This window comes from Pseudomonas marvdashtae (assembly GCF_014268655.2).
Lineage (GTDB): Bacteria > Pseudomonadota > Gammaproteobacteria > Pseudomonadales > Pseudomonadaceae > Aquipseudomonas > Aquipseudomonas marvdashtae.
This window is the reverse complement of record NZ_JABWQX020000001.1, coordinates 2,780,393-2,802,635: the sequence shown is the minus strand read 5'-3', so window position 1 is coordinate 2,802,635 and position 22,243 is coordinate 2,780,393. Positions and strand designations below refer to the sequence as shown.

Here is a 22,243-nt window from a genome sequence, read left to right as displayed (position 1 = left end):
AAACACGCCGTTAAAACAGTAGTGCAACTCATCATTCCTTATTGGAGATAAGCCATGTCATCCTCTGCTGAAGTTCGCCCGCCCCTGCCGCCTTTCACCCGCGAAACGGCCACTCAAAAAGTCCGCCTGGCCGAGGACGGCTGGAACTCTCGCGATCCGCAGAAGGTTTCGCTGGCCTACACCCTCGACACGCAATGGCGTAACCGCGCCGAGTTCGCTCACAACCGGGAAGAAGCCAAGGCTTTCCTGACCCGCAAATGGGCCAAGGAGCTGGATTACCGACTCATCAAGGAACTCTGGGCGTTCACCGACAACCGCATCGCCGTACGTTATGCCTATGAATGGCACGACGACTCGGGCAACTGGTTCCGCTCCTATGGCAATGAAAATTGGGAGTTCGACGAGAACGGCTTGATGGCCAACCGCTTCGCCTGCATCAACGACTTGCCGATCAAGGAAAGCGAGCGAAAGTTCCGCTGGCCGCTGGGACGTCGCCCGGACGATCATCCAGGGCTCTCCGAGCTGGGGTTGTAAGGGCCTGGACCGTGGGAGCAAACCTTGCTCCCACGCTCAGCTCGGTGGCGTGTCAGCCACCTGCGCGATCGAGCAGAAACTCCAGCAACGTCGCCGCGCAGGCCTCGATACTGCCGTCCACGATCAGTTCATAACCGTGGGTGTTCTCGGTCGGAATCGCAATACAACCGCCTTGGGCTGAAATCCCGCTGCTCATGATTGCACTGGCGTCACTGGCAAAATCCACCAGCAGCGCGAGCTGCGGCGTCAGTCCGCAGCGTTTGCCGGCCTGGTACAACTGGTCGACGACATCGCGGCTGTAACAGCCATTCTGGTCGCCTGTATTGATGATCGGATCGATGCTCAGGCGAGTCGCGTATTCCGCGACTACCGGCCCAACCTCAACCGCCACCGTGACATCCCCAGGCAGATGGCTGGCAGCATAGAGCGCGCCGGCATTGGACTCTTCTTCCTGCGTCGTGAAGGCGAAATACACGTCTCTCGCCAGCTCTTGACGGCGCGCGACCAATAACGTGGCGGCCTGGATGGAGGCAACCATGGGCGCGCGATCATCGAGGAAATGCGCGGCCAGGGCATCGCCGACCCGGAAAGGTTGGCGCCAATGCTGGCTTAGCACCACCCGCGTCCCGGGACGCACCCCGTGCGCTTGCAATTGCTCACTGGAACAACGGGTGATGACATGAACGTCGCCCCAATTGACGTTGCCCGACAGCACATCCGCGCCCTGGTGGGTTTCGCCGGTGCTGTGCATCGACCCGAACGACAGCACGCCAGGAATGAAATCCCGGTCGCCAAGAATGTCCACCGGGCATACCCCGAAATTGATCGGGTTGGCACCGCCCAGCGCCACCACCCGCAAGGTGCCGTCGGGCTCGATGCGCTTGACCAGCATGGCGATCTCATCCAGGTGCGCCATGATCCTGATTGGCGAATTGGACCTGGCGGTCGGACGGGCTCCCTTGATCAGGCCGACGACATTGCCGGCCGGATCGACCCAGGTCTCGTCGCAGTGCGGCTTGAGCTCGCGCAGGCAGATATCGCGCACTTCCTGCTCTTGCCCGCCAGGCCCGCGGGCCATCAGCAGTTCTTCCAGCAGCGCTAAGGTGGTCGGATTGGGTTGCATCGAATGAGGTCTCCTTTTTTTCGGGCGCGGCGCCTGACGAAGCGGGCCGCGACGTGTCTGTCTTCTTGAGCCCGCCTGGCGCTGAAAAATTTGATCGGATCGTGACGAAACTGACGAGCGGGGCCTGCCAAGGTGCGGACAAGTGGCCTAGCGGGAGGGTTGACCGGCGCGGCGCCAAGCATCACATTGCGTGGAACGCCCCTACGTCGAAGGCGATTTTGTTGTGTTGCAGACCTTGTGAAGCCCATGACCGCGTCGATGCCAATCCGTCCCCCCTGCCCGCCTGGCGTCTGTGATTGTGGGCGTGATGCGTTGCTGCAAACGCCGGGCAGCGATTTGCGCATCCTTTGCCTGAATCGTCAGGAGGAGAAGCGTCTGCTTGAGCGGTTGGAGAATATCGAGAGCCTGGATGAGCTGGAGCGGTTGCAGCAGCGGCTGTTTGAGAATCTGGGGGTGCGTTTGACCGTTGAGCCTGGTTTTAACGAGGTGCGGACCATGCGGGGTATTGCGATCGAGTTTGATGAGCAGCCTGGGCTGTGCCGCAAGATTCGCCAGTCAATTCCGGCGGCGATTCGGCGGGGGTTGGAGAAGCGGCCTGAGATTGCTTGGCGGTTGTTGGATTCGCGTGATTTGTTTGGTGGTGGTTGAGGTTGGGCTTTTTTTTGCGTGAATATCCATTTTTTTGGTAACGGCTGGTAATGGTTTCGCTTTTACAGCGAGTCACTTTCGATAGAGCGTGTATGGACCGGACACATGGCTGACACCCGTGCGGAGACATAGTGGACACATTATGCGCCGTAGTCAGGGTTGTTGATGTCGAAGGTCCGTAAAAAATGATGGCAGAAATAGACGTCAAACAAGCCATCGCTTTCGGCGTTAGGGCGTATTGCGATGTGCTGTCCAACCAGTCCTTTAGCGATGCTGAAGTAGCGTTTCTGGAAGCGGAATCGACTGTGATAAACCTTGGCCAATACATCATCCGGACCATATTCGAAGTCGGATAGTTGCTGCGGATACGCCCAAGGACTGGTGCGATAGCGGTCCATAGGCACTTTGTAGCCCAGCGCCTGATGAGGACGCTGCAAGTTATAAACTTCGCGCCATCGATCAAAGGCCGATTGAGCGTCCATCAGTGTAGAAAAATGCCTCCCATCAAGCACTTCCGCTTTTAGAGAGCGATGAAAACGCTCAATCTTTCCGTTGGTCTGGGGATGGCGAGGACGGCTGAAGCTGACCCGGATTCCTAAGCGAATCAGCCAGATACTTAGTTCTGTAATTTCTCCTGGATTGCGGGGCGAACCCCAGGGTGGGCCGTTATCGACGTTAATACGAGCCGGCAAGCCATAGCGCTGGAAAACGTCGATCATCTTCTCCTTCACTGTGGCTCCCCGTTCGTTGCCACAAGCCTGAATGGCTAGGCTGAACCGAGAGTGGTCGTCCAGCAGGGTCAGGGGGTGGCAACGACCTTGTTGCAGCGCAAAATGCCCTTTGAAGTCCATCTGCCAAAGATCATTAGGCGCGTCGTGTTCAAACCGCAGCGTTGCGGCTTGGTCCCTCTGAGAGGGTTGGATCAGGCCATGCCGGTGCAAGACGTTGGTCACAGTGCTGGCAGCGATGCGCTTGCCCAACAGGCTGCTAATTGTGCGTCCGCCCCATGCCGGATGGGCCTGCCTAAGTGCGATGACTTGAGCCTCCAAAGCGGCCTCGGTCAGTTTGGGGCTGGTCGCTGGCCTGCGGGACTTCTCTTGCAGACCAGGCTGCCCCTGCGCCTCGTAGCGTTCGAGCCACTTGTACGCCGTTTGCGGACTGATACCGAATCGTCGACACAGCTCACGTTTGTTGCTACCGGGTTGCCGCGCTAAGGCAACGAACTCTTCCTTTCAGGCTCATGGTGTCTCTCGTAGTCCAAGGCATGATGGCTTTCCGGCGAATTAGCTCGCTGAAAAGTGTCCACCATGTCCCCGCACACCCGTCAACCATGTGTCCGGTCCATACACGCTCTATCGAAAGTGACTCGCTGTAAAAGCGAAACCATTAGCAGCCGTTACCAAAAAAACGGATATACACACCAACCCAAAAACCAAAAAGCCCTCAAAAATCCACAGTAGCCGATACCAGATAAGTCCGCGGCGTAGCCAACGTCAACCCCGGCTCACTGTCATCCGAAGCCCCCGCCGAACTCCAATACCGCTTATCCGCCACGTTCTCGACATTGGCGCGCAAGGTAATGCGCTTGTCATCCACCTTGAAGGCATAACGCGCCCCCACGTCAAACCGCTCCCAGGAGTCAATCTCCTTGGTATTGGAAGGATCCAGATACTGCGAACTGGAATAGATACCCCGACTGGTCAAGGTCAAACCCTGCACCGTCGGCACGTCCCACTCAGCCCCCAAATTGACGTTATATTCCGGCGTGGCCGGCGCCCGGTTGCCATCGAAGGCGGGGTTGGTGGTGTCGGTCAACTTACTGTCGATATACATCACCCCACCCAGCAGGCGCACGCCTTTGATGGGCTCACCGAACACGCTCAATTCAACACCGGTGTTTTCGCGCTTGCCGTTCGGGCCAAAGTCGTTCGTCGTGGCGTCGGTCGCGTAGGCCGGCTGCTTGATCCGAAACACCGCGGCGGTGACCGCCAGGGCTCCGGCGTCGTACTTGGCGCCAATCTCGACCTGGCGGCTGATGAACGGCGGGAAGATTTCGTCGCTGTTATCGGCAGACGTCGGTGCGATCTTGCCCTGGCTCAGGCCTTCCATGTAGTTGGCATACAGCGACAGCTTGTCGGTGGCTTTGAACAGGATGCCGCCTGACGGCGAGATTTTTTCTTCGTCGTAGGCCGTGGGGCCTTTGACGCCGTTGGACCAGTCGTCGACCTCCACCCGCTGCCAGCGTGCGCCTAGGGTCAGCAACAGCCGGTCGTCAAAGAAGCCCAAGGTGTCGGACAGCGCCACGCCGCTGAAGTGGTTCTCGGTGTAGACCTTGGCATCCGGGCGCGTGGGGATGTTTGGCTTGGGTGTCTGCACCGGATCGTAGAGGTTGCTGCGGCCGTTGGCGTAGCGGGCGCCGCCGTTTTCAAAGTCCATGTAGAAGTAGCTGGCGGCCAGGTTGAGCTCATGGCTCACCGGGCCGGTCTGGAACCAGTTGCGCACCCCCGCGTTGGCCGTGCGGACGTTTTCGTCCCGGGTGAAATCACGGGGCGATACGGCAAAATCGCCAGCGGCATTGCTGACCACCACGTTGTGTCGCAGGAAGTCGTGATTGCTCTTGCGTGCCCCGGCACCGCCGTAGAGCATGACCGAATCGTTGAGATCGTATTCGGCGTTCACCGCGCCGAAGGTGTCCTCGGTGCGCGCCTTGGTCCAATGCTGCGCATAGTTGCGACTGACATCACTGGCGCGGGGGACCGGCGCGGCGGCGGCCACCTGGACGCGTTCCTGCGGCGCGTCGGTTTCGCGCTCGGTGTGCCCGATGTCCGTTGAGAGTCGCAGGCGTTCGCCGCGAAAGTCCAGGCCCAGCACGGCCATCTGGCGGTCGACGCTCTGATGGTCCCAATCTGTGTCGCCGGACTGTTTCACACCGTTGAAACGCACACCAAACTGGTTGTCCTCGCCAAACCGTCGGCCGACGTCCACGGCCGCGCCGGGTTGGTTGTCGGAGGCGTAGCTGCCCGTGACGGAGGTGATGGGCTTGTCGGTGGCGCGCTTGGACACCACGTTGATTCCGCCGCCGACGCCGCCGCGCGGCGAGATGCCGTTGATCAGCTGGGTCGGGCCTTTGAGGATGTCGACGCGATCGGCCATTTCCATGTCGATCGTGTAGGTCGGCAGCACGCCGTAGAGACCGTTATAGGCCACGTCACTGTTGAACAGGCTCAACCCCCGGATAGAGAATTGCTCAAAGCGGCCACCCGCCGGGTTGGTGGCGCGCACAGAGGGATCGCTGGCGACCAGATCGCCCAAGGTCCGCGCTTGCAGGTTCTTGACCGTTTCACCGGTGTAGGTGGTCATGCTGAACGGCGTTTCCATGAAGTCTCGCGACCCAAGCAAACCCTGGGAACCACGACGCGCCACTTGCCCGCCTGCGTACGGCTCGCCTTGCGAAGCATCGGTGGTGCCAAGAATCGAGGTCGGCGCCAATTGCAGACTATTGCCCTGCGGCGCTGGCATGAGCGTATATGCCTGCTCACCAACCGGTTGCAGTTGCAACCCGGAACCTTGCAGCAAGCGGGCAAAGCCCTCCTCTACACCATATTCGCCAGCCAGCCCGGCGCTGTCGCGCCCGCTCACCAAAGCCGGGTCCACGGAGAGATTGACCCCCGCCAGCCCGGCGAACCGGGTCAGCGCGGCGCTGAGACTGCCGGCCGGAACCTGATAGCTGCGCCGGGCGTTGTCTTCGGCCAGGCTGGATGAGCTGAAAAGTGGACTGGCGCTCAGGCTCAGCATGAGGCCCAGGTTCAACAACGAACGCCGGCCAGCCGTGGCCAGGCGCAACTGCGAAGGTAGTACTGCGGACATTGAAGAGCGCTCTCGTTTTTGTTCAGTTGCCATGGATGACAAGCGAGACAAAAAAAGGGGACAGGCATCAGGCGATATTTTTGCGCCGGGTCACGGTGACCCAGTAGCGAGTGCGCATCTGCACTTGCAAGGGCAAGCTGGCCGAGAGCAACGCGAGGATGCGATCGGTGTTTTCCAGGCGGAAACTGCCGGTCACCCGAAGCGACTCCAAGTCCTGGTCCCAGCGCAACACGCCCGGGCGATAGCGGTCCAGCTCTCGAAGGAAGTCGCCCAGCGGCTGGTTCTGTGCCGTCAGCACCCCGTCACGCCAGCCCATCTGCATGACGTCGAAACCGCTGGTCGAGCCCACGCCGGCGGTTTGGAAATGGACCTGTTGGCCTTGCTCCAGCCCCAGCGTTGGCCCGTGCAATGGCTGCACTTGGACTGAACCGCTGAGTACCGACACTTGGCAGGTCAACTCCTCCAGACGGATACAGGCTTCGCCTCGGTTGACCGTGATGACACCGTAGGGAGTTTGCACCGCCAATGGCTGGGTGCCGGAAACCTTGAGGGCGATTTCGCCGCGTACCAGCACCAGGCGCCGCGCACGAAGGTCCAGGTCCACGGCGCTGTCGGTGTTCAATTGCAAGGCGCTGCCATCGGCCAACGTCCAGCGACGTTGCTCGCCGGTGGCGGTGTGCAGGTCGGCACGCCAGGCGTCCAATGGCAATTGGCGTCCCAGCAACCAGGCGGCAGGCATCACCGCGGCGACGCCCAAGGCGCGCTTGAGCACGGCGCGGCGTGCCAATGCGGGGCGATCGAGCGTTGCCATGCCCAGCGAAGGCGGAACCTCGGTGAATCGTTGGCGCAAGCGCTGGGCTTTTTGCCAGGCAGCCTCGTGCTTGGCGTCGCTTTCGCGCCAGCGTTGCAGCGCAGCGTGATCGACCCCCTCCTCGCCCGATTCGATCTTCGCCAACCAACGGGCCGCCGCCCGGGCGATTTCACGGGCTTGGGGCGACGGTGCCTGGCGAATCAAAACTCCACCAGCAGGCAATGCTCATAGGCCTGGGCCATGTAGCGCTTGATGGTGCGCTCGGACACCTGCAAGCGCTCGGCGATTTCTCGATAGCCAAGCCCTTCGAGCTGGCTCCACAAAAAAGCCCGCCGCACCAAGGGCGGCAGGCCGTCAAGCAGTTCATCGAGAGCATGAAGGGTTTCCAGCAGCAACCAGCGTTGCTCCGGGGACGGGACGCAGGCTTCAGGCAAGCTCGCCAAGGCGCCGAGATACGCCTGTTCCAGGTTGCGGCGGGTATAGAAGTTACTCAGGAGCCTCTTGCCCACCGTCAGCAGATAAGCACGGGGTTCGTGCAAGTCAGCCAACGGTTGGGCGCTGGACAATACCCGCAAAAACGTATCCTGGCGCAGGTCGGCCGCATCCCAGGCGTTGCCCAGGCGCCGCCTCAGCCAACCTTCGAGCCAACCGCCGTGGTCACGGTATAAAGCATGAAGGGCGTGCTCCGCCGGCTTAGCTGCATCAAGCATGTAAAGAGGCCCTGGGCAAGAATGTCTTAAATGAGACTGATTCTAATTAATATCCGCGGGCTAATCCAAGGGTTTAATGGCTCGATGTCGAACACGCCGGATGAAACCAGCCCCTTTAGTGACTGGCATGCAGCGTCTTCGGCACTTCGGGCATGGCTGAGGAGTGATGGTTGATGATCTTCCACTGGCCGTCGAGGCGCTCATAGAGGAAGGTATAGCGCGCCTGGACTTCTCGCTGGGTGCCATCGGCCTGAGTCAGCGTGAACGTGTAGACGCCGCTGTCCATCGCTGCATCTGGCCCCAGGTGACGGATTTCCCGGTAATTGATCACGCCGACAGGCTTGGCCGCCAGGAAGTGGTCGAAGTAGTCCTGGATCTGCGCCGGCGTGCTGCGCACCTTGTTCGACACGGTCGGTTGCAAAATCGCATCCGGGGCGTAAAGGCCGGTCACCGCGGTGGCGCTGCCGGTTTGCAACGCGGCATTCCAACGGTCGAACAACCCAGCGATTTCGCGATCATTCACGTTCTGCGGCTGCTCGGCCACGGTGCGGTAGACGAAGGGCACGGGCTCCACGGCATGGACAAATGGCGCAGCCAACAGGAAAAAAGCAGCCAGGGCACAGGTTTTCATTTTCATCGTTGCGTTCCTTTGGGTTTCAATGAGCCCACTTTGCCGGCGTTCGCTGCGCTCGCCATCGGCCAACCGGTGCCAATCGCCTATGCCGTTCGGCAGATAGGCCCGGTGTCGATCACAAGGTCTAATGAGCCCATCACGAACCAGGCCGGTTCCTTTCCACGCTGGAGTTTCCCCATGCAAAGCCCACCCCATGACCCTGGCAGTGCCCTGGCGATCCGCAGCCAGTACCGCCAATCGCAAAGCCGGGCGGCACGCCTGGGCCTGTTGCTGGGCACCGGGCATGAACTGACCCGGCTGCCACTGGCGCAAATGCGCCAGCGTGCGGTGCAACGCGCGTGCGCGTTCGTCGCCATGGACCACGGCCTGCTGCTGGAGTGGACGCCGGATACGCCGTTGCAGACGGTCGCCAGCCACGGCAGCAGCGATGGCCTCGACGTCCTCGCCAACCTTGCTCATCCGCCCTCGCCAAGCCCGCAATGGCTCGATTGCCCTGGCAGCGCATTGGCCCAGGTCCTGCAAATTCCCATGCGTGGGGCCGATGGCGCGGTGTTCGGCGCGCTGTTGCTGGGCAACAGCGTGCCGCTGGGCGCGCCCGACGCCGAAGACATCGAATCACTGCAATTGCTGGCAACGCTGTTGGCGGCGCACTTGGAGAACAGCCGGCTGCTCCAGACGCTCCAGGCCCGGGAGCGGACCATGTCCGAGCTGGTCCATCGCTTGTTCAGCGCCCAGGAAGACGAACGCAAACGTGTCGCGTATGACCTGCACGATGGCCTGGCGCAAAACCTGGCCGGGCTGCACCAGCGCCTGCAAGGGTTTGCCGGTCGCTGTCCGCCTCTGCCGCCGGCGCTGGACGAGGCGCTGCAAGCCATCCTGGCTTTGGCGCAAGGCTGCGTCGGTGAAAGTCGGCAGCTGATCGGTGGCCTGCGTCCCCATGTGCTGGATGATTTCGGTTTGTTTACCGCCGTCGACAAGGAGGCTGATCGCCTGCGCGACGCCGGGATGGAGGTGGAATGGGCCGAGCACAGCGCGGCGCGCTTGTCGCCGAACGCCGAAATCGCGCTGTTCCGCATTGCCCAGGAAGGCATCAACAATATTCTCAAGCATGCCCAGGCCAGCCATGTTGTCCTGGGATTGGCGGTGCGCGACGATCACGTCTCGCTGCGGGTCGAGGATGATGGCCGGGGGTTTGCCCTGGAAACACCTGTCGAGACCCAGGGCACCTCTCACCTCGGTCTGGCGGCCATGCAGGAGCGCGCCAGTCTGCTCGGCGGCCAGCTGAGCTGTTGCAGCGAACCCGGTGGCGGCACTCGATTGTTGGCCAGCGTGCCGCTGCCGGCCCAAGGAGCCCAATCATGAACCGTCCCCTGCGCCTGTTATTGGCCGACGATCACGAAGTCACCCGCACCGGATTCATCTCGATGCTGGCCGGCACCGAAGGGTTTGAGGTCGTCGGCCAGGCCAGCGACGGTCAGGAGGCGCTGGATTTGTGCGAACGGCTGCAACCGGACATCGCCATTCTCGACATCCGCATGCCGGTGCTCAATGGTCTTGGTGCGGCGCGCATCCTGCGGCAACGTCAGCCGCAGATCAAAGTGATCATCTTCACGATGGACGACAGCCCCGATCACCTCGAAGCGGCCATCAGCGCTGGCGCCGTTGGTTATCTGCTCAAGGATGCCAGCCGCGCCGAGATGCTCGATGCCTTGAAACGGGTCGCCCAGGGCGAGGAAGCGCTGAATAGTTCGGTCAGCGCACGCCTCCTGCGGCGCATGGCCGAGCGCGGCGCCAACGGCACCAGCCAGGTCCAGGCCCTGACGACCCGTGAACGCCAGGTGCTGGGGCTGGTCGCCAGTGGCTTCAGCAATCGCGAGATCGGCGAGAAGCTCGGCATCGCCCCCGGTACGGCGAAAGCCCACGTCGAGCGAGTCATCGGCAAGCTCGGCGCCGCCGACCGCACCCAGGCAGCGGTGCGCGGTGTCGCCTTGGGGCTGGTCGCCCAACCCTGCGGACAATGGCCATGAGGTTTCTCGCTGCCCGCCGTTGGGCCGACCTGCCGTTGCGTGGCAAGGCATTGGTGGTGATCTCGCTGCCGCTGGTGGTCCTGCTGCTGTCGCTGGTGTTGATCTACATCACCGAACGCCAGACCGCCCGCGCCGAGGAAGACGTTCGCCGGGTGCTGCTGGTCCAGGGTGATATCCAGGCCGTGCATACCTTGCTGGCCGAAGCCGCGGCCAGCGTGCGCGGTTACCTGCTGACCCGGCGCGAAGACTTCCTGCCCGGCTATGAACAGGCCACGCCGAAGATTCAGGCCGCGTTACAGCGCCTGGATCACAATATCCGCGACGCCAGGATGCGCGAGCACCTGGAGACCATCACGCCGCTGATCGGCGAGAAACTCCAGGGGCTGCTTGCCCTGCGCACCGGCAAGGCCGACGACACCGCAGCCATTACTGCGATCCTGATCGAGAACAAACAGGTGCTGGACGTATTGCGCGAACAGATCAGCGCCATGCGCATCCGCGAAGATGCCTTGCTCGCCGACCGCAGCGCCGCCGCCTCGGCCACGCGCATGCGGCTGTTGTTCGCCACGCTGCTGGCGGCGGTGTGTGGATTGTTCGGTGCAGTCGTCGCCGTGCTGTTCCTGTCCAAGGGCATCGTTGCCCGGGTCCAGCAAGTACAGGGCAACGCCCAGCGCCTGGCGTTGGGTCAACCCTTGTTGCCACAACCGCCGGAGCGGGACGAAATCGGCCAACTCGGCACCCGCCTGGTGGAAGCCGGGCAGTTGCTGGCCGAGCGCGAGCGCGCCTTGCGCGACAACGAAGAACGCCTGCGGCTGATCATCGATGGCGTGAAGGACTATGGGATTTTCGCCCTGGACGCAAAGGGCCACGTGATCACCTGGAACGCTGGCGCCGAGCGGATCAAGGGCTACACCGAACAGGAAGTGCTCGGCCGGCACTTTTCGCTGTTCTACCTGGCAGAAGAGTGTCCCGAGCACCCGGACATGGCCCTGCGCGAGGCCACACGCGACGGCCATTACATGGAGGAAGGCTGGCGTTGTCGCAAGGACGGCAGCCGCTTCTGGGCCAGCGTGGTCATCACCGCGCAGTACGACGGCACCGGCGCCTTGCGCGGCTTTTCCAAGATTACCCGGGACATCACCGACCGGCGTACCGCCGAGATCGCCCTGCGCACCGCCCGCGAAGAAGCGGAAAGCGCCAGTCGGGCCAAGAGTGAATTTCTATCGCGCATGAGCCATGAATTGCGCACGCCGCTCAATTCCATCCTTGGCTTCGCGCAATTGCTGGACATGGACTCCATCGCCGGCCAGCGGCCGCAGGTCAGCCACATCCTGCGCGCCGGCCAGCACTTGTTGGCGTTGATCAACGAGGTCCTCGACATCGCCCGGATCGAGGCCGGCCGGCTGCCGCTGAACATCGAGCCGATCGCGCTACCGGCTGTGCTCCATGAAGCCTTGACGCTGGTTTCACCCATGGCCGCCGATGCGGGTATCCACTTGGCCGAACTTGCGCCATTGCCGGAGGGCAGCGGCGTGCTCGCCGACCGCCAGCGCCTGGTCCAAGTGCTGCTCAACTTGCTGTCCAACGCCATCAAGTACAACAAGCCGGGCGGGGAGGTGCGCATTGAAGTCGCCGTCGAGGGCACGGCGGTAAACGTTGCCATCAGCGACACCGGGCATGGCATCGCCCCGGAACTGTTGGGCCAACTGTTCAAGCCTTTCGAGCGCCTGGGCGCGGATCCCCAGGTCGAGGGCACCGGCCTCGGCCTGTCCCTGAGCAAGAGCCTGCTGGAAATGATGCAAGGCAGCCTGCAAGTGCGCAGCGAACCGGGACACGGCTGCTGCTTCACGCTGCGGTTGCCCAGTGCCCATGTCAGCGGCTCCAACCTGCCGCCCAGGGTGGCGCTGGAAGTGACGCGTCCGCGCACCGAGTTCGACGGCAAAGTCCTGTGCATCGAAGACAACCTGTCGAGCCTCGCCTTGATCGAGACCCTGATGCAGCGCCGTCCGGGCATCCAACTGTTGTCGAGCATGCAAGGCCAGATGGGCCTGGACCTGGCTCGCCAGCATGTGCCGCAACTGATCCTGCTGGACGTGACCTTGCCCGACCTCGAAGGCCTGGAAGTCTTGCGCCGCCTGCGCCAGTCCCCAGCCACCGCGTCCACGCCAGTGCTGATGATTACCGCTGACACCAGCGCCCTGGCCCACCGCGCGCTGCTAGATGCCGGAGCCACGGCGATCCTGACCAAGCCTATTCATATCCAGGCCTTCCTGGGCCATCTCGAACGTTATTTACCGGAGCCTGCATGAACCACGATTTGCGCATCCTGATCATCGACGATCAGCGCCCCAACCTGGAGCTGATGGAGCAGTTGCTGGCCCGCGAAGGGCTGCACAACGTACTGAGCAGCACCGAACCCCTGCGCACGCTGGACCTGTTCAACAGTTTCGAGCCGGACCTGGTCATCCTCGACCTGCACATGCCTGCCTTCGACGGCTTTGCCGTGCTGGAGCAACTCAACCGGCGCATTCCGGCCAACGACTACCTGCCGATCCTGGTCCTGACCGCCGACGCCACCCGCGACACGCGCTTGCGGGCCTTGGCACTCGGCGCGCGGGATTTCATCAGCAAGCCCCTCGACGCGCTGGAAACCATGTTGCGCGTCTGGAACCTGTTGGAAACCCGAGCGCTCTACAAGGCGTTGCGAACCCTGGTTCCATCCCAGCAAATCGAACTGTTGCGCCAGCATCGACCCACCGCTGACGCCAATCCTTGCGGGAACACCCACGACGGGGATCCAGGTACACACCCAAGGTGAGCGTGGCTATTTGATCCGGAAATGAAAGGTGTTGCGCACCGCTGGCACCGTGACGGCCTTGCCATCGACGATTCGCGGCTGGTAGCGAAAGCTCTGGGCGGCGGCCAATGACGGCCGGATGAACAGCGGGTGGCAGCCGTCGAGCACCTTCGGGTTATCGATGCGCCCGTCAGGGGTCACGCTGTATTCCACGGTGCAGTCGCCTTCGAGACCTTTGTCCAGGGCCCGTTGCGGGTAGTCCGGCGCTTCCTTGCTCAAGGGCAGATAGCTGCGACTGTCGGCCGCCGCCGCGCGGGCCTGCTCGGCGCGACGTTGCTGGGCCAGCGCCTGCGCCGCTTGCGCCTGGCGTTGGTGCTCGGCAGCTTGTTGCTCGGCTTCCTGCTGGCGCCGCTCGCTTTGCTGGCGTTCGCGTTGCTGTTCAGCCTGTTGCTCTTGTTTTTGCGCTTCTAGCCGTTTGCGCGCAAGGGCGGCCTGCTCCAACTTCTGAGCCTGGACTCGTGGGTCAACCGCCGGTTTGGCCGGCGCCGGGTTCGGTGTTTCCATCGGTGCCGGCGTCGGCTCTGGCGCCACGCGTGTTTCCTGGACGGGGGCTGGCGCGGGCGCTTCGGGCACGGGTGCCGGCGGCAGCATGACCAGTTGCGTGCGTAACACCCGAGGCGTCTCGACCTGGGGTTTTTCCACCGTCCACCCCAGTGTCAGCAAGGCTGCCACCGCCGCGTGCAGCACCACGGCGGACCCCGCCGCCAGCGTGTTCCGCCAGAGCCCGGGACCGGGCATCGACGCAAAACCCAGGGACGCCCGTTCAAATGTCATGGCGGTCATCGCGGTGCCTCGGTCACCAGTCCCAGGTTGCTCACCCCGCCCTGCTGCAAAGCCGCCATCGCGGCCACCACCCGGCCGTAATCAGCGTGATCGTCGGCGCGGATATACACCTGGGTGTCGCTGTGCTGTGCAACCACCTGAGCCACTTTGGCGCGCATCTGGTCCAGGTCGACGGCGCTGTCGGTCTGGTGGTGGGTGTCCAGCTCGCCGCCCAGGTTCCAGTAATAACCACCTTCGGCCTTCACCGACAAGGTCAGGATCTGCTGGCGGCTGTCATTGGCCAAGGCTTCGTTGGCGATCTTGGGCAATTCGATTTTCACGCCTTGGGTCAGCATGGGGGCGGTGACCATGAAAATCACCAGCAGCACCAGCATCACATCGATGTAGGGCACCACGTTCATTTCGGCCTTCGGCCCGTGCTTGCGTTGCGGCTTGACTAGCATCTGCCCTCTCCTCTCAAGCGGCCGTGGCCAGGTTCAGCGGAGCACCGTGGAGCTTGCGGTGCAGACGCGCTTGCAGCTCGTTGCCAAAGGCGTAGTAGCGGGTCAGCAAGGTTTGCCCACGGGCCGCGAAGCGGTTATAGGCAACCACCGCCGGGATCGCCGCGAACAGGCCGATGGCGGTGGCAATCAAGGCTTCGGCGATACCCGGCGCGACGGTGGACAGGCTGGCCTGCTGCACTTGGGACAAGCCGAGGAAGGCGTTCATGATCCCCCAGACGGTGCCGAACAAGCCGATGTATGGGCTGACGGAGCCGACGGTGGCGAGAAATTGCAGGCCTTTTTCCAGCTGGACTTCCTGCTCGCTGATCGCCACGTGCAGCGAACGCTCGACCCCTTCGAGCACCACCGCCGGGTTACCGGAAGGCAGGTTCAGCTGGGTGAACGCCTGATAGCCGGCATGGAAAATCGGCGCGACGCCGCCGTCCTCTTCGCGCGCCTGGGCAGTCTCGCGGTACAACGGCAGCAAATCGGCGCTGCTGCGAAAACGCTGGATGAAGCCGTTGAACTGACGCTCACTGCGTTGCAGCACCGCGCTGCGCTGGATGATCAGATACCAGCTCAGCAGCGAGGCCAGTAACAGCGTGAGCATGACGGCCTTGACCAGCAGGCTCGCGTCGCTGATCAGGCCCCAGATGGTCATGTGTTCCAGTGTCGCTTGCATGGTTGAACTCCTGTCTGGCGGCTATTGCATGAGATGTTCGTGACCGGTTGATGACAGCGCCGCTCAAGGCAGGTCCAGGGCTTTCGCCACGTCGGCCCACGGGACGAACTTGAAATTCTGAGCTTGCTCGGGCATGCGCTTGCGCCCGTCCTGGACCACCAGCATCCCTTGGCTCCAAGGCCCACCGAGGTTCACCGAGGTGACTTCCAGGCCATCGGTTTCCGAAGCCCCATCGATTCTGGCGGTCGCGTTCAAGCCGACCCGCAAAGCACCGCGCACGGTGTAAGGCGGCTCGGCATCGAGCAGCACATAGCTGTCGTTGCCCTGGCTGGACACCACGAGGTAGTCATGCCCGGCATTGCGGTACAGGGCGATGCCTTCGACGTCGGCATGCAACTGCGGGCCGACCTTGATCACACTGGTCAAGGTGCTCGGCTGATCGGCACGGGCGTCCATGGCCCAGACACCAACGTCTTCCTCACCGAGAAACAGACGCTGGCGCTGGTCGTCGGCAACGCAGCCCTCGGGCTGGCTGTCGACGTTGAACTGGCGCACCAGCTCACCCGTGACTATGTCGTGCGTAGCATTCAGGCGATATTGCAGATAACGACCGTCCTTGCCATTGGCGAAGGCGTACAGCTCGCCTTCGGCGGGCTGGAACAGGCAGATCCCGTAGATTTCCTTGAGCGACGTGGGTATCTCGCCGGCTTCGCGCAGTTCTCCGCTGGCGCGGTCGATGGTGAACAGGCTGAGGCTGTTGCGATCACGGTTGCTGGCGACGGCAAGGTCGACGGTCTGTATGCCCAGTTTGAAACCCGAGCGGACATCGACGTTATTGAGGCGCCCCACCGGCAATTCCTGCAACAGCTTGCCCTGCAGGTCATAGGCCAGCAGGCCTTGCTTCTTGTTGGTGCCCAGGACCCGGCTCAACGCCGGCGTGGTCGGGTGAACCCAGATCGCCGGGTCATCGGCGGCGTCGCCCTGGCGCGCCACGGGTTCGCTCTGGGCAACGGCGGGCACGCTGGGCAACTTCGGCGGCACGGCCAGCGGCGTCGGTTGCCAGTCGATCAAGCCTTGGTACAGCTGGCCGTTGTCGTCGTCACGCAGCAGCAGTTCAACGCCGGTTGCGGTTTTACGCAGCGCCAGGCTTTCCGGCTCCTTCAGGCCCGGCAGCGGTAGCTTGGCCTGCGCAATCCAGGCCCTGCCTTCTTGCTGGAACAGGTGAAGTTGCGCCGCGTCGGGGTCGAGTCCGAGCATGCCGCCCGGCAGTGTCGCCATCGCGCCGGCGACGTGTTCGATGTCACCGAACGGCGTGCGCATCGCCACTGGGATACGCACCGCATCAGCTTCCGACGCCGCCGGATAGGCCCACCAGCCGACGCGTTCTTCGTTGACGAATAGCTGGCTCGCGCCGTCCTCGACCTGGCACGTCGTGGCATCCGGTGGCAGCGGCAAGCCGCGCACGCGCTGGGCAGTTTCGCTCAGCCGCTCGCCGGCGCCGACCAGCCATTGTTCGCCCTTGCCCTCTTCCCCCACGAGAAACACGAACAGGTTGCTCGCTTCGTCGCGGTACAGGCACAACCCGTTCACCGGAAAGTCCCGCGTCGGCAGGTACAGCGGCGTGCTCCACTGACGTTTTTGTGGATCGAGGCTGACCAGCAGCGCTTGCTGGCGCTGACTGTCGAGGCTGGCGACCAGCACGTTGCGGCCCAGGGCGCGGGTGTCGAGGCCTTCAAAGCCGCCCTTCAGGCGCGTCAGTTCGCGGCCGTTGGCATCGAGCAACAGCAAGCCATCACGACCAGCCGCCAAACGCTCGGTCGCCCCGTTGCCGGGCAGGAATGCCAGGGCATTCACGGGGAAAACCTGTGCCCAGGGCTGCAACTTCAGGCTCGGGGCCGCCAAGGCCTGGCCGGCCAGCAGGCTGAGCCACATCGTCAGCAGATACTGCTTGGGAAAAGACAGCTTTGTATTCAACGGAAAAATCCTTGTCATGGAGCCAGACTCAGCAATGCGTGTGCACCGCATCTGTGGTGTATTCAAAAATGGGTAAACGTCAGCCCCAGCTTGTATGTCGGCCCGTACTCTTCGTACTGGCCGTTATAGGAGCGATGGCCGGTGTAGACGAAATACGACTCGTCGGTGAGGTTCTGCGCCTCAAGACTGACTTGCAGGTTCTTGGTCAGCGAATAACGGGCGCTGAAGTCGACGAAGGTCTGGGCGTCGACGTGCAGGTCGTGGTCTCGGTCGCTGATGGACGCCAATTCATAGAGGTACGCCGACTTGTAGTTGGCCGACAAGCGCAGGCTCAGCTTGTCGTTCTCCCAACCGAGCATGAGGTTGCCGACGGTGTCCGACTGGTTCGGCAGGTCGATGCTGCGCTTGCGCTGGGTGCCGCTGGCCTGGTCGAAACCTTCGATCTCGGCATCGGATCGACTGAAGGTGGTGTTGGCGCCCAGCAACAGCCCGTTCCAGGGTGCCGGCAGCCAATCGAACTTCTGCGAATAGGCCAGTTCCAGGCCGTACAGCTTGGCGCTGTCGCCGTTGGCGAAACTGTGCGCCTCGGCGAAATCGGTCCAGGCCCCGGTGCCGGCCAGGTCGGTGTTGTAGACGAAGTTCTTGATGTCCTTGTAGAACACAAAGGCCGAAACGGTGCCGGCGTGGCCCATGAAATGCTCGATGCCCAGGTCCAGGTTGCTCGACTCCAGCGGCTTGAGGTCCGGGTTGCCGAAAGTCGCTTCGTCATCATCAATGACAAATCCCGGGGCCAACTGGCCGAAGGTCGGGCGCACCACGGACTTGGTCCAGGCCGCGCGCACCTGGGTATTCTTGTCCAGCTGGTAGCGGGCGTGCAGGCCCGGCAGCCAATGGTGGTACTTGCGACGGGTTTGTGTATCGGTGAACACCCCATCGGTGGCGCCGGTGCCCTTGGCCTCGAACTCGGTGCCCTCGTAGCGCATGCCGGCGATGAAGCGCCAGTCGTCGATATCAACGGTGTTCATCAGGTAGGCAGCGTTGATGTCTTCGCTCATGGTGAAGTCATTGACCCGCGATTCCTGCGCGTCGTAGAACGGGTCGCGGTCAAGGCCACCGAGCAATTGCTTGATGGCGTCGGCGCTGATGCCCGGGCCAAACCGGCCGAGGCGGTAATCCACATTGCCCTTCTGGAACTGGCCGAGATTGAGCTGTTCATCGGTGAAGCCCAGGTCGCCAAAGTCCTCGTAGACCCAGGCGTCGAGGTCGTTGTCCTTGTCGCGGCGGCTGACCTTGCCGCCGAACTTGACCTGGGAGGCGTAGCCATTCAGGTCGTAGTCCCGGGCCAAATCGAGGCGCAGGTTCTTTTCGGTGTCGGTGGTTTTCTGCTGTTCCCAATCGACCTTGTCGAGGCTGAAGTTGGCCGGGTCGTAAAAGCCTGGAGCAATGATCGGGCGCGGCTTGTCGCTGTCGTAGAAACCACCGTCGAATCCGTCGATGCCTTTGAACGTGGCGCCGGCGATGTGTCCGGGGCTGTCTTCGCTGGACTTGCTGTAGCCGCCCTGGCCGCTCAAGGTCCAGAGGCCGAACAGGCGTTCGCCGCCGAGCACGTAGGATTGGATTTCCTGGGTTTCTTCACGTTGCTTGAGTTTGCGTTCGCCCTCGGCAGCACCCAGCTCGCCCGCCGCTTGCGGGTCGTCGAAGGCGATGCTGGCGGCGTTGCGGGTTTCGCTGTCCTTGTAGCGACTGTAGAGCGTGCGCAGGTAATAGCTGCTGAAGTCGTCGGGCTTGTAGTCGAAATTCAGCCCGCCACCGGCGCGTTCCCGGCGAATGTCATAGTCACGCATCTCCAGTTCTTCGAGTCGTGGGCCCTGCTCGAAGTCCCAGGCGCCGCCCGTTTCGACGTTGTCGGAACCGAAGTCACGCTTCTGCCAGCTCAGCGCCGCGGCCACGCCGAAATTGTCGATGCCGTCGCCGAGGCTGAAGCGGTCGCTGATGGCGCCGGAGAATTTCGGGCTAGTCTGGCCGGTATTCTTGTCGTAGCTGGCTTCGCTGCTGCCGGTGTAGAACAGACCCTTGTGATCGAAAGCCGAGAGGCTTTTGACATCCACCGTGCCGCCAAGGGAATTGGCGTCCATGTCCGGAGTCAGGGTCTTGATCACCGAGAGCGACTGCACCAGTTCCGAGGGCAACACATCCAGCGCGACGGCGCGGCGCTCGCTTTCCGGCGCTGGCACGAGGGTGCCGTTGATGGTCACGCTGTTGAGGTCCGGGCCTAAGCCGCGCACGCTGACAAATCGGCCTTCGCCCTGGTCGCGCTCGACGCTCACACCGGGCAAGCGCTGCACTGCTTCGGCGACGTTCTCGTCCGGCAATTGAGCCACGCCGTCAGCATGCACCACACTCTTGATGCTGTCGGAACTGCGCTGTTCCTTCAGCGCCTGGTCGATGCTGGCCGCCTGGCCAACCACTTCGACGTGCTCCGTGGCCGCTTGCTCGGCGGCGCTCAGCCGTTCACTGGCAATGGCCAATGCCAGCGCGGTGAAGGTGAAGCCGACGAGTCCGGCAGTGCTGGTGCGGTGATGCATGGTGGTCCTCCCCCAGGAATCCGAAAATCCGCCAGGCAACCGCCCGGCAATTGGAAGGGCACGCTAGGGGTGGGCAATGACGGTTCTGTGACAGGGTTTGGGCTTGGAGGCCGCAATCGGCTGGTTTGGGGGGTGGAGCATGACGGAATGAGCTGAAATGACCTGCCTACATGCCGACAATATGAGGCTCTTGTGGCGAGGGAGCTTGCTCCCGCTGGGTTGCGAAGCGGCCCCAACCCAGCCAACCCGTTTCGCCAGGCACACAGTAGGCAGCGGTTTGACGACTGCTGCTGCGAGCGGGAGCAAGCTCCCTCGCCACGGGAACGGGGTTGCCTGAGAAAAAATCCGCATGACCGATGAGCTGATTCGACCCCTCGACTTCATTCACCCGCCGTCACCGCGCTGTCACATCCATCTGCTGTGCTGGGCCGCATTCCGCTTCTGGCAAAGGATTCCGGCCATGTTCTCCGTGCTGCGCCCTCATCGCTTGAAACTGGCCTTGCTCCTGCTGGCCGCCAATCTTGGATTGCTCCTGCACCTGGCCACTGGAACGCTCAAGCCGCTGGAGGAATGGATCTGGCTGGACATCCTTGGTGAAGGCGGCTCGGCGCTGCTGGCGTTGGTCTGGCTGGGCCTGGTGCTCAAAAGCCGCCCGGCCGGTCGCGTGACCAACTACCTGGTGCTGGGCCTGGGCTGTATCTTTTTTTCGTGGTGGATCGACAGCCTGGATGAGTTCATTCGCCTGCCGGAAAGCATCACTTGGGATCACTGGCTGGAATCGGGACCGATGCCGGTGGGCATGATCTTGCTGACGCTGGGGATTTATCATTGGCACCGCGAACAATTGGCGATCAACGGACAGATGGAAAAGCGCGAGCGACTGTTTCGCGAGCACCGTCTGTTCGACAAGCTCACTCCATTGGGCGGCGCGGATTTCCTCAAGCACGAATTGACCGCCAGCCTGGAAGACAGCCGACGTCGGCAGCAACCGTTGTCATTACTCGCGTTGGACCTGGACAACTTCAGCGCCATCAACCAGCGCTTCGGCCATGGCGAAGGCGATGCGGTGTTGCAGGCCGTCAGCCAACTGCTGGTGCTCAACTTGCGGCGCCAGGACCTGCTCTGCCGCCTGGCTGGCGATCGTTTTGTGGTGCTGTTGCCCGATACCGGCGAAAGCCAGGCGCAACGGCTGGCTGTGGAGCTTGAACAGGCGATTCGCAGCTTGGCCCACAAGACCCGGCAACACGGTGAGCGCTTGCAACTGAGTGCGGGCACGGCGGTGGTCATGGCGTTCGACGAAAGCCCCCAAGCCCTGCTCAAGCGCCTGAACCTGAGGTTGGCCCAGTCCCGGCAAACCCTGGCGAAAAGCGCCTGAGGCCGCCCATGACCGTCAAGACCTGCTGGTACGAAACCGACAGCCGCTTCATTCCGGGCCACTATCAACCAGCCGCGTTGATCGACCTGGCGCTGTCGCGGGGCGTCGACAGCCACCGTTTGCTGCGCGGCACCGGGCTGTTTCACGAGGACATCCTGGCGGGCCAGAGCCGCATCAGCCCCCAGCAGTTTCTCGGTTTGATCGACAACAGCCGACGCCTGCTGGACGCCAGCGACAGCAGTTTTCTCTTCGGCCAGCGGCTGCTGCCCGGGCATTACGGGCCGGCCAGCCATGCCTTGCGCCACGCGCAGAATCTGCACCAGGCACTGGAAACCTTGATCGAGCAACAAGCCCTGCTCTGCCCCTTGGCTGCGCCGCGCCTGTTGCTGGATGAGCATTACGCCTACGTTCACTGGCTGGACAGCTGCGGGGCCGATGAGCAATGGCGCTTCGTGTTGGAGGCGAGCATGACGTCGATGGTGGCGATGAGCGCCTGGCTCAGCGGCGAGCGCCTGCCCTGGCAGTGCAGCTTTCGTCATGACGAGCCGCGTTACGTCGAGCAGTATTGGGTTAACCTGGGCGAGCACAGCCAATTCAATCGACCGCTGGACTTGATGCGCCTGCCCCGCCATTGCCTGGCGCAACCCTGGCCCAACGTCTCGGCCACCGCCGGCCAGGTCGCACGGACCGAAGCCCGGGATCGACTCGATGAACTGGGGTTTACCGCCAGTTTTCTCGATTGCCTGTACGACTACCTGCGCTCAAACGTGCAACAGACGCCCAGCCTGGAGCAGACCGCCCAGGCCTTCGCCATGAGCCCGGCGACCCTCAAGCGCAAATTGCGCAAACATCACACCGGTTTCCAGCAGCAAGTGGACCGGGTGCATACCCACGTGGCGCTGTACCTGTATCAGGTCAAGGGCTTTAGCAATGAGGAAGTGGCGCAATACCTGAGCTTCAACGACACGGCCAATTTCCGCCGCTCGTTCAAGCGCTGGACGGGTAGTACGCCGAAGCTGATCCGGCAGTTGCTGATGTTGGGGTGAGGGTTTCGGCGGCGAACCGCTGTTGTGGCGAGGGAGCTTGCTCCCGCTCAGTTGCGCAGCGACTGTAAGATCGTGGGGCCGCTGCGCAGCCCAGCGGGAGCAAGC

At 62.6% G+C, this 22,243-nt stretch carries 18 protein-coding genes and 1 pseudogene; 8 read left to right on the top strand and 11 right to left on the bottom strand.

Features of this window, described 5'->3' with window-relative positions; genetic code table 11:
• Positions 1 to 54 precede the first annotated feature (54 nt).
• Entirely contained in the window at positions 55 to 534 is a 480-nt protein-coding gene (locus HU742_RS12565) for a nuclear transport factor 2 family protein (protein ID WP_186642702.1), read from the top strand.
• Between the two features lie 52 nt (positions 535 to 586).
• Here the strand turns inward: HU742_RS12565 and HU742_RS12560 are convergent, their stop codons facing one another.
• Complete coding sequence (locus tag HU742_RS12560; protein WP_186642701.1) at positions 587 to 1,657, bottom strand: M28 family peptidase; 1,071 nt, start codon at positions 1,655 to 1,657, stop codon at positions 587 to 589.
• Between the two features lie 246 nt (positions 1,658 to 1,903).
• Between HU742_RS12560 and HU742_RS12555 the strand changes: the two genes are divergently transcribed.
• Entirely contained in the window at positions 1,904 to 2,305 is a 402-nt protein-coding gene (locus HU742_RS12555) for a hypothetical protein (RefSeq protein WP_186642700.1), read from the top strand.
• 140 nt (positions 2,306 to 2,445) lie between these two features.
• On the opposite strand, the pseudogene HU742_RS12550 reads toward HU742_RS12555, so the two are convergent.
• The 5 genes and pseudogenes from HU742_RS12550 to HU742_RS12530 form a co-directional block, all read right to left on the bottom strand.
• Positions 2,446 to 3,571, bottom strand: a pseudogene (locus HU742_RS12550) (IS481 family transposase).
• Positions 3,572 to 3,748: 177 nt separating this feature from the next.
• Positions 3,749 to 6,172, bottom strand: coding sequence for a TonB-dependent receptor (locus HU742_RS12545; protein ID WP_186642699.1), 2,424 nt, complete (start codon positions 6,170 to 6,172; stop codon positions 3,749 to 3,751).
• A gap of 67 nt (positions 6,173 to 6,239) precedes the next feature.
• The gene (locus HU742_RS12540; RefSeq protein WP_186642957.1) at positions 6,240 to 7,184 is read right to left on the bottom strand and encodes a FecR domain-containing protein; all 945 of its coding nucleotides are present in this window, start codon (positions 7,182 to 7,184) and stop codon (positions 6,240 to 6,242) included.
• A complete protein-coding gene (locus HU742_RS12535) occupies positions 7,184 to 7,693 on the bottom strand; it encodes a sigma-70 family RNA polymerase sigma factor (protein WP_186642698.1) in 510 nt (169 codons plus the stop codon). The genes HU742_RS12540 and HU742_RS12535 overlap by 1 nt, the downstream gene beginning before the upstream one ends.
• Before the next feature lie 115 nt (positions 7,694 to 7,808).
• Positions 7,809 to 8,330, bottom strand: a complete 522-nt coding sequence (locus HU742_RS12530; RefSeq protein ID WP_186632348.1) for an SgcJ/EcaC family oxidoreductase — start codon at positions 8,328 to 8,330, stop codon at positions 7,809 to 7,811.
• Between the two features lie 174 nt (positions 8,331 to 8,504).
• Here HU742_RS12530 and HU742_RS12525 point away from each other — a divergent pair, with 174 nt between their 5' ends.
• The 4 genes from HU742_RS12525 to HU742_RS12510 are packed head-to-tail and all read left to right on the top strand — an operon-like array spanning position 8,505 to position 13,172.
• Positions 8,505 to 9,689 (top strand): sensor histidine kinase, encoded by a 1,185-nt coding sequence (locus tag HU742_RS12525; protein WP_186632345.1) that lies wholly within the window; start codon positions 8,505 to 8,507, stop codon positions 9,687 to 9,689.
• Positions 9,686 to 10,354: a response regulator gene (locus HU742_RS12520; protein WP_186632342.1), complete on the top strand. Its 669-nt coding sequence runs from the start codon at positions 9,686 to 9,688 to the stop codon at positions 10,352 to 10,354. The genes HU742_RS12525 and HU742_RS12520 overlap by 4 nt, the downstream gene beginning before the upstream one ends.
• On the top strand, positions 10,351 to 12,663 hold the full coding sequence (locus HU742_RS12515) for an ATP-binding protein (RefSeq protein WP_186642697.1): 2,313 nt from the start codon (positions 10,351 to 10,353) through the stop codon (positions 12,661 to 12,663). Before HU742_RS12520 ends, HU742_RS12515 begins: the two co-directional genes overlap by 4 nt.
• The gene (locus tag HU742_RS12510) at positions 12,660 to 13,172 is read left to right on the top strand and encodes a response regulator (protein WP_186642696.1); all 513 of its coding nucleotides are present in this window, start codon (positions 12,660 to 12,662) and stop codon (positions 13,170 to 13,172) included. The genes HU742_RS12515 and HU742_RS12510 overlap by 4 nt, the downstream gene beginning before the upstream one ends.
• Positions 13,173 to 13,178: 6 nt before the next feature.
• Here HU742_RS12510 and HU742_RS12505 read toward each other — a convergent pair whose 3' ends face one another.
• The 5 genes from HU742_RS12505 to HU742_RS12485 form a co-directional block, all read right to left on the bottom strand.
• A complete protein-coding gene (locus tag HU742_RS12505; protein ID WP_186642695.1) occupies positions 13,179 to 13,994 on the bottom strand; it encodes an energy transducer TonB in 816 nt (271 codons plus the stop codon).
• Positions 13,991 to 14,437 (bottom strand): protein TolR, encoded by a 447-nt coding sequence (gene tolR, locus HU742_RS12500; protein ID WP_186632331.1) that lies wholly within the window; start codon positions 14,435 to 14,437, stop codon positions 13,991 to 13,993. The genes HU742_RS12505 and tolR overlap by 4 nt, the downstream gene beginning before the upstream one ends.
• 13 nt (positions 14,438 to 14,450) lie before the next feature.
• The gene (gene tolQ, locus HU742_RS12495) at positions 14,451 to 15,158 is read right to left on the bottom strand and encodes a protein TolQ (protein ID WP_186632329.1); all 708 of its coding nucleotides are present in this window, start codon (positions 15,156 to 15,158) and stop codon (positions 14,451 to 14,453) included.
• A gap of 63 nt (positions 15,159 to 15,221) precedes the next feature.
• A complete protein-coding gene (locus HU742_RS12490) occupies positions 15,222 to 17,090 on the bottom strand; it encodes a phytase (RefSeq protein ID WP_225923622.1) in 1,869 nt (622 codons plus the stop codon).
• A 104-nt stretch (positions 17,091 to 17,194) separates the two neighbouring features.
• A complete protein-coding gene (locus HU742_RS12485; RefSeq protein ID WP_186642693.1) occupies positions 17,195 to 19,717 on the bottom strand; it encodes a TonB-dependent receptor in 2,523 nt (840 codons plus the stop codon).
• Positions 19,718 to 20,177: 460 nt separating this feature from the next.
• On the opposite strand from HU742_RS12485, the gene HU742_RS12480 reads away from it, so the two are divergent.
• Complete coding sequence (locus tag HU742_RS12480) at positions 20,178 to 21,092, top strand: GGDEF domain-containing protein (protein ID WP_186632320.1); 915 nt, start codon at positions 20,178 to 20,180, stop codon at positions 21,090 to 21,092.
• Positions 21,093 to 21,100: 8 nt separating this feature from the next.
• Complete coding sequence (locus tag HU742_RS12475) at positions 21,101 to 22,138, top strand: AraC family transcriptional regulator (RefSeq protein ID WP_186632317.1); 1,038 nt, start codon at positions 21,101 to 21,103, stop codon at positions 22,136 to 22,138.
• Positions 22,139 to 22,243: the final 105 nt, after the last annotated feature.